Origin of the sequence: Xylophilus sp. ASV27, from assembly GCF_016428875.1 — a bacterium.
Lineage (GTDB): Bacteria > Pseudomonadota > Gammaproteobacteria > Burkholderiales > Burkholderiaceae_C > Xylophilus.
Genome location: NZ_JAELTO010000159.1, coordinates 1 through 7282, shown reverse-complemented (window position 1 = coordinate 7282; position 7282 = coordinate 1). Strand labels below are relative to the sequence as shown.

Genomic DNA, 7282 nt, shown 5'->3' with positions numbered 1-7282 from the left:
CCAAAGCCGAGTGGTCCGACACGCAGATGCTGCGTCGCGTGTGCCAGTGGGTGATGCCCAGGATGGACTTCAGTCAGGGCGGCTGGTGGATCATCGACGACACCGGGTTCCCGAAGAAGGGCCGCCACTCGGTGCGTATTCCGATCAAAACAGCCACCTGTTCCGATTCAAACCCACCAGCCATTCCAGTTCAAACCCGCCACCGTTTCCGATTCGATTCCGCCACCGCTATTGACCTGTTGGCAGCCCCTCAGCGCAGAGTTGTCCACGGCGGCGGTCGGTCGGCGCTTGCGACGAACCGGCCGACCGCCGCGGTGGGCAACTCGTGTTCAGCGCGCAGGCTGTTCTTGCCGGCCTCCGCCGGCACACTTGTTTTCTTGGCGCCGCAAGGTTCGCAGTTGCATTTACGCAGCCGCCGAGCGCCGTCGCTTTGGCCGCATCGACTCCCCGACCAGTTCGATTCGATGTGCGCCACTCACGACCCGGTCCATGATGGCGTCAGCGACGGTAGGGTTCCCGTCCGCCAGATAGTCGTGCCAACGCTTAACCGGCAACTGGCTGGTGACGACGGTCGCCCGCGTTCCTGACCGGCTTTCGATGACCTCCAGCAGATCGGCCCGTCGCTCCGCAGTCAGCGTGTTGATGCCCAGATCGTCAATGATCAGGAGATCGAGCTTGCCGATGGCGGCAATGCGTTTGCGGAAGGTGCCGTCGGCGTGCGCGATGGCCAGTTCTTCCAGCAGCAGCGGCACGCGCTCAAACTTCACCGTCATCCCTTGCCGGCAGGCCTGGTTGCCCAAGGCGCAGGCGATCCAGGTCTTTCCCAGGCCGGTGGCCCCCGTCACGATGACGTTGACCCCATGTCGGATCCAGTTGCACAGGGCGAGCGACGCCATGATCGACCGATCGAGCCCACGCTTGACCCCGTAGTCGATGTCTTCCATGCACGCCGGTTCGCGCAGCTTCGCGTTGGCCAGCAAGCGCCGCAGACGCTTGTCATCGCGGTAGGTCACCTCATGGTCGACCATCAGGCCGATGCGCTCTTCGAAGCTTAGGTGGCCGTTCGCTGCCGATTCGATCTGCTGCGAGAAGGCATGCGCCATGCCGAAGAGCTTGAGTTCGTTGAGCTTGCGCACGGTGTCGTTGGTCATCATGAGTGTTCTTGGTGTCTGTTCAGTGGTAGTGCTCGGAGCCACGCAGGTTCTCGTGGAGGAAGTTGGCCTCGGTCGTGCGCGCTCCCTGCATGTCCAGCCGGTTCACGAGAATGGCGCGCACACTGGCCACGGACGTGGCACCGCTGCTGACGGCCTTGGCACACGCCGCTTCGACGCGGTCGGTGCCGAACTCGGTGCTCAGCTTGCGCATGCCCAGGCCCAGGCGGTATCCGGCCGTCTTGCCGCCACCGGCGGCCAGTCGTTGTTCGACAAACGCCATGGTCTGTGGACCGATACCGCTGGCCCACTGCAACTCACGGTCGGGCGTCCACATGCCAAAGGCATGCTCGGCCGGCGTCAGGTGAGTCGGGTCGATGACCGCATCGTCACCGGGCGTCTTGACATGGCTGGCCACACGACGACCACCGAACAGCAACTCGACAACGGCCGCCGTCACGCGGATATCGACCACCTGCGACACCAGCTTGGCAGGCGCCGAGAACAGTCGCCCACCCACGTTGACCATCTTGTCCATGTCCACCCGCGCCCTGCGGAACTCGACGTACTCGTAGGGCGCGGTCGGCAGGCTACGCAGGTGCGGGCAATCGAGGCTATCGAAGGCCCTGCGGCGATTGCCGGGCAGCTTCTGAAACGGCCGGCTGTTCAAGTCGACCAGCAGTTCCCGGATGGCATCGTTCAGCTCGCCCAGGCTGGTGAAGACCCGCCGGCGCAGCCGGAACAGGATCCATCGCTCGACGATCAGCACATGCCCTTCCACCTTGGCCTTGTCCTTCGGGTGCCGGGCACGGGCTGGCTGGATCGCCGTGGCGTAGTGGGCTGCGAAGTTCTGGTAGCTGTCGTTGACCAGCGGCTCCGTCAGGCTCGCCCGCGTGACAGCACTCTTCAAGTTGTCGCATACGATGAAGTTCGGCACACCGCCGAAGAACTCCAGCATGCGCACGTGAGCTGCGATCCAGTCCGGCAGGGTCTGCGACCAGTGGGCCTCGGCGTACGTGTAGTTGGAGGCGCCGAGGACACCGACGAAAACCTGCGCTCGCAAGATCTGGCCGGAGGCCGCGTCATGGACGGCGATGGTCGGCCCGGCGTAGTCGACGAACACCTTGTCGCCGGCCAGGTGCGTCTGCCGCAGGTAGCTCTTGAGGCTGCGACACCACCTTCGATACAGGGCGCAGAACTGGCTGCGCTGCATGCCGTCGGGGTGGACGGCAAGGTACTCGGCGTGCAATTGCTGCAGCGTCGCACCGGGCAGTTGCATGTCTCGGTGCACGTCCGCCCAGTTCGGCTCCGGCCGGCGCGCCCGCGTCGCTGGCTCGACGGGGTACAGCCGCCGCTCAAGCTCGGCATCGTCCAGGTCGTGGGGCAGCGGCCAGGCGAGCCCCGCGTTCGCCGCGCGCAGCAGGTAGTCCGCCACGGCGTCGCGTGAGACGCCCAAGCTCATCGAGACAGCGCGGCGGCTCAGCAGCGAACCGTGAGACAGCCGCAGAACCTCGCGGATCTTGCGCATGTGGATTCTCCGATTGACCATCGTTCCTCGACGGCGGGCAGGCCGTCCTTGACAGTCCAAGCGACGGGTCGGAAAATCCAACTTGAAGTCCCCACTTCATTGGATCCGATCCCGTAGGCGGCCCACAGTTTGCGCTGTGGGCCGCTTGCGTTTGGGCGCCTGTTGCGTGTTCCGGGTCGGGTCATCAGTCCGCCGGCATGGGGGGCTCTGCTGTGGCCTCGCCCCGCCGCCGGGGCGAGCGCCCGCGCGGCCGGAACGTGTAGCGCTGCGGCCAGAGTTCACTCGGCGACAGGCCGATCAGCTTGCCGACATGGCACGCCACCTCGAAGGAGGAGATCCGCCCGTGGATCACGTTGCCCACCACGCTGGCTGAAACCCCCAGATCGCGTGCGATGTCGGACTGGCTGACGCCCAGGCGCTTGAGTCGGTAGGCGATGTCGATCCCGTCCATGGTGACAGTCTCGTCAGTTGCGAGTAGATTGAGCACAAACAGTAGATTGTCGTTCTCTATGGAAACAGAATATACGCCTAGGCGATCAACATCGCAAGGCGCCGCCGCCTCGCTGGAGGCGCTGCCGGCACGTCTTGCCCAGGTCGTGGCCTATGCCGGGGTCAGCCAGGCCGAGTTGGCTCGGCGCATCGGCGCGTCCGCAGGTTTCGTCAGCGATGTGCTCCGTGGGGTCAAGCGACCGGGCGTCGAGATGCTGATGGGTCTGCGCGAGGCGTTCGGCGTGTCGGTGGACTGGCTGCTGTCGGGCGAGGGCACGATGATCGGCGGCGCCGGCATTCGCCATGACCTCTTCCGTGCCATCCGCTTGCAAATCGCCGTGGCCAGGGCGGCGGTGATGGAGCAAGATGCCACAGCCCGGGCGCTGCTGCTCCTGATCCGCGAGGGCCAACTGGCGGCAGCGGCGGACGATCAGGCGTTCAAGGTGCTGCTGGATCGCGTTGCCCCGGAGGACGGCGATCTCGATCTTGCGGTCGAGCTGTACAACGGCCACCAGTGGGCGACAGACCCCGTCTCGCAGCGGCGCAACCTGCTGGCGGCGGCCGTGGCCCACTTTGAGGCTCGCAAGCCGGTGGACCGGCTGGCCGCCCTGACAGGCGCCGAGGCAGAGCCATCGCTTGTGCAGGTGAACACCGGAAAGGGCCAGCGGATTGCCGGGCGTGACTTCCATGAGCACGGCCGGCGCAAGCGATGAGCGACAGCGGGCAAGGGTCGGCCATCACCCAGCTCAACCTGGGCGAGCGCAGCCGCATCGCTGGCCGCGATTACTACGAAAGCAGGGTCCCGGACTCGATCAAGGTGTACCTGGCAACGACTCCATCGGACCAGCTCGATGAAGAGGCGATCGACAACGAGCGGCTGTTCTACTACCGCTTCGGCATTGACGTGCCACGGCCCGCGCGGGAGCAGGTGATCGCCCTCAAGCGCCAACATGGCCTCACCGATGCCGAGTGCCGCTGGCTGCGGCGCTCAGGGCAGTTCCGCATCAACCGGGAGGGCGCGAAGCTGGTGCCAGATCGACTGGTTCCCGCAGCGGCTTGGTTCTATGCGGTCATCCTGGCGTTCTTCTTTGGTAGCACCATCCTGGTCATCAATCTGTCCAACGCACCTTCCTGGAAACAGTCTTTGGGGTCGGTGACCGTCGCCGCTCTTTGGTTCAACTCCATGTGGGCAGTCAACAAGCTCTTCTGGGCGCCCTGGCGCTGGGTGAGGGGCCTGTCAGACGCCTGAGGCCTGTTGCTCGGCGCAAGATCGGTAGTGGACGTCCTAAGGCGGCGCGCCATCCGTGGTTCGCCGGCTGTTGAACCATTGCCAGCCGGTTCTGCCGAGGCTCTTCTCCCTCAGGTAAGCGTTCCGATACTGAGTTCGTGGCCAGCTACTTTTATCCGGGCAAAAACAATAAAAGCCGGGTACAATATCGCATGAACTCACAAACGCTACCTCCAACCGACCCGGCAAGCCGCATTGAGTCGCCTTCCCGGCCCGCTGCAACGCTTCACCTTGTCTTTGGCCCGCAGGGTTCGGGCAAGTCCACACATGCAAATACTCTAGCCAAGCAGATCAATGGCGTCTGCTTTGCTATCGATCCATGGATGCTTGACCTGTACGGCCCGGACATGTCGCCGCCGTTGGACTTTTCCTGGGTGATGCAACGGGTGCGACGCTGTGAGGCGCGTATCTGGAAGACGGCTGTCACTGTCGCACGGCAAGGTATGGACGTCGTGCTGGACATAGGTTGCATGAAAGCCGCGGATCGGCTGCGCTTTTCGCAAATGGCCGCACAAGCCGCCTTGCCATTCCAAACGCACTTTGTGAGCACTGACCTTCAGACGCGGCGTCAGCGAGTGCAATCGCGCAATGCCGAGCGCGGGGACACGTTCGCATTTCCGGTCTCGCCAGCGATGTTCGAGATGATGGAAAGCCAGTACGAGGCACCCGACGAGGCAGAAATGGCGCACGCCAATGTTCTGAAAACCTGATGCGTGCCCCAAACAGTTCGATGAGTCTGCCCAACTCGGCTGCGACATTGCCTGTGCCGCGCGCGCTGTGGCGTACGTACTTGGCATTCCTTGGGCCGATGGTGGTTGCAAACATTCTTCAGGCCCTCGCCAGCACGTTCAACGGAATCTACGTCGGACAAATGCTCGGCACCCGCGCACTGGCCGCTGTGTCCGGAATGTTCCCCATCGTGTTCTTCTTCGTCTCGCTGCTCATAGGCATTGGGGCAGGTGCCTCAGTCCTCATCGGACAAGCATGGGGTGCGCGCGACCTCGAGAAGGTCAAGACTGTTGCGGGTAGCACGCTTTTCCTTTGCGCGCTCATCGGCACGGCAGCGGCCATCCTTGGCGGCTTGTTTGCAAGCCATGCGCTGGTAGCCCTGGAAACGCCTGCAGACGTGCTGCAGGACGCCGAGGCTTATGCACGCCTGGTCATGCTGGCCCTGCCGCTCTTGCTCGTGTTCGTCTCGTCCACGCAACTCTTGCGCGGTGTCGGCGATTCACTGAACCCCTTGTTGGCCTCGCTGCTTTCTACTGGGGCCGGCATGCTCTTCACGCCGGCCCTGATCCGAGGTTGGGTGGGATTGCCACAGCTGGGCATCCTCGCCCCCGCAGTAGCTGGCATCATTGCCAATGCTCTCGCACTGGGATTTCTTATCCTGCGCCTGCGGAGAAACAGACACGCGCTGGCCCCAGATCTGGCATTGTGGCGGGCATTGCGCCCCAACATGCTCGTCCTGGTTCGAGTTCTGCGCATAGGGCTTCCGACCGGCGTTCAAATGGTTGTGATCTCGCTGGCGGAATTGGCCATTCTCTCGCTTGTCAATCGCTATGGCTCGGGAGCTACTGCAGCCTATGGCGCCGTGAATCAGGTCGTGAACTACGTGCTGTTCCCGGCAATGTCCATTGCAATTGCAGCCTCCATTCTGGGCTCGCACGCGATCGGCGCGGGCCGAGTGGAGCAGCTTAGTGTCATCTTGCGCACTGGTCTTCTCCTCAACGTCGTCATCGTCGGCTCGCTAGTTGGGCTTGGTTATTGGTTCTCACGCCAGATCCTCGGCCTGTTCATCACCCAGACGCCGACACTGTTGGTCGCGGAGGACCTGTTGCACGTCATGCTGTGGAGCATGGTGTTGTTCGGCTTTCAATCCATTGTGGGCGGCATCATGCGAGCCAGCGGCACAGTGCTTGTGCCGGTGGCGATTTCGGTCGCAAGCATCACGCTCGTGGAATTACCTTGCGCGTATGCGCTGAGTGCGCACTACGGACTCAAGGGTGTATGGATAGCCTATCCCATTGCTTTCGGCACGATGCTGGTCCTGCAAATTTCGTTCTATTTTGGGGTATGGCGACATAGAAAGATCGAGCGGCTGACATGACAACGACGGCCACTTCACGGCAAATTCGCGCCATATCAAACCGAATGAGTCAGCAACATGCATGACGGTCTATCAAGCCTTTACATCGCATTCAACGGAATGCAGCGGCTCGCCACCGGCCCGCTCGCCGACGTAGCCACTGAGATCAAACGAGTAGTGGACAGGGGCCAACACCGACCGATCCTGCTCTTTGATGCGCGGACCAGCGAACTGCTGGACATTGATACTCGAGGCAGCGTTGAAGACGTTGCGCTGCGCTACGCCAGCTCGCACGGCACTTCGGCGCCTGGCGACGAGGCATCAGCGCCTGAGGCCTCAGCCGACGGACCCCGTACGCGCGGACGCCCTAAGCTCGGCGTGGTCGCGCGAGAGGTCACCTTGCTGCCTCGCCACTGGGACTGGCTGAACACCCAACCGGGTGGCGCATCCGTGGCGCTACGCAAACTGGTAGAGGAAGCCCGTCGTGCCAACGCTGGCCGCGATACTGCTCGCAAGTCCCGCGAAGCGGCCTACAAGTTCATGTCTGCAATCGCCAGCAGCTTGGAGACTTTTGAGGAAGCGACCCGTGCGCTGTTTGCAGGAGATCGTCCGCGTGACCTTGCCCCTGGAATCCGTATCCCATAGCTGAGCTCATGAGGTGGCTTGCCTTGGTTGATTGGCAAGCCAGTCCTGCTCGAACTGCATCGGGCTGACGTAGGCCAGCGTCGAGTGCAGTCGGG

General features: G+C 63.1%; 8 protein-coding genes and 1 pseudogene. 6 read left to right on the top strand and 3 right to left on the bottom strand.

Going from position 1 to position 7282, the window contains the following annotated elements; translation table 11 throughout:
- Positions 1 to 140 (top strand): annotated as a pseudogene (locus JHD63_RS21140) (transposase); the annotation flags it as partial.
- Positions 141 to 404: 264 nt separating this feature from the next.
- On the opposite strand, the gene istB reads toward JHD63_RS21140, so the two are convergent.
- The 3 genes from istB to JHD63_RS21125 all read right to left on the bottom strand — a co-directional run bounded on the left by istB (position 405) and on the right by JHD63_RS21125 (position 3130).
- On the bottom strand, positions 405 to 1154 hold the full coding sequence (gene istB, locus JHD63_RS21135) for an IS21-like element helper ATPase IstB (RefSeq protein ID WP_198972774.1): 750 nt from the start codon (positions 1152 to 1154) through the stop codon (positions 405 to 407).
- A 19-nt stretch (positions 1155 to 1173) separates the two neighbouring features.
- Positions 1174 to 2679 (bottom strand): IS21 family transposase, encoded by a 1506-nt coding sequence (gene istA / locus JHD63_RS21130; protein WP_198972773.1) that lies wholly within the window; start codon positions 2677 to 2679, stop codon positions 1174 to 1176.
- A gap of 184 nt (positions 2680 to 2863) precedes the next feature.
- On the bottom strand, positions 2864 to 3130 hold the full coding sequence (locus tag JHD63_RS21125) for a helix-turn-helix domain-containing protein (protein WP_198972772.1): 267 nt from the start codon (positions 3128 to 3130) through the stop codon (positions 2864 to 2866).
- A gap of 58 nt (positions 3131 to 3188) precedes the next feature.
- On the opposite strand from JHD63_RS21125, the gene JHD63_RS21120 reads away from it, so the two are divergent.
- The 5 genes from JHD63_RS21120 (at position 3189) to JHD63_RS21100 (ending at position 7187) form a co-directional block, all read left to right on the top strand.
- Positions 3189 to 3881 (top strand): helix-turn-helix domain-containing protein, encoded by a 693-nt coding sequence (locus JHD63_RS21120; RefSeq protein WP_198972771.1) that lies wholly within the window; start codon positions 3189 to 3191, stop codon positions 3879 to 3881.
- A complete protein-coding gene (locus tag JHD63_RS21115) occupies positions 3878 to 4417 on the top strand; it encodes a hypothetical protein (RefSeq protein WP_198972770.1) in 540 nt (179 codons plus the stop codon). Before JHD63_RS21120 ends, JHD63_RS21115 begins: the two co-directional genes overlap by 4 nt.
- 137 nt (positions 4418 to 4554) lie before the next feature.
- Complete coding sequence (locus JHD63_RS21110; protein ID WP_198972769.1) at positions 4555 to 5166, top strand: AAA family ATPase; 612 nt, start codon at positions 4555 to 4557, stop codon at positions 5164 to 5166.
- A 20-nt stretch (positions 5167 to 5186) separates the two neighbouring features.
- Positions 5187 to 6563: an MATE family efflux transporter gene (locus tag JHD63_RS21105; protein WP_198972768.1), complete on the top strand. Its 1377-nt coding sequence runs from the start codon at positions 5187 to 5189 to the stop codon at positions 6561 to 6563.
- A gap of 57 nt (positions 6564 to 6620) precedes the next feature.
- The gene (locus JHD63_RS21100) at positions 6621 to 7187 is read left to right on the top strand and encodes a DUF2239 family protein (protein ID WP_198972767.1); all 567 of its coding nucleotides are present in this window, start codon (positions 6621 to 6623) and stop codon (positions 7185 to 7187) included.
- Positions 7188 to 7282: the final 95 nt, after the last annotated feature.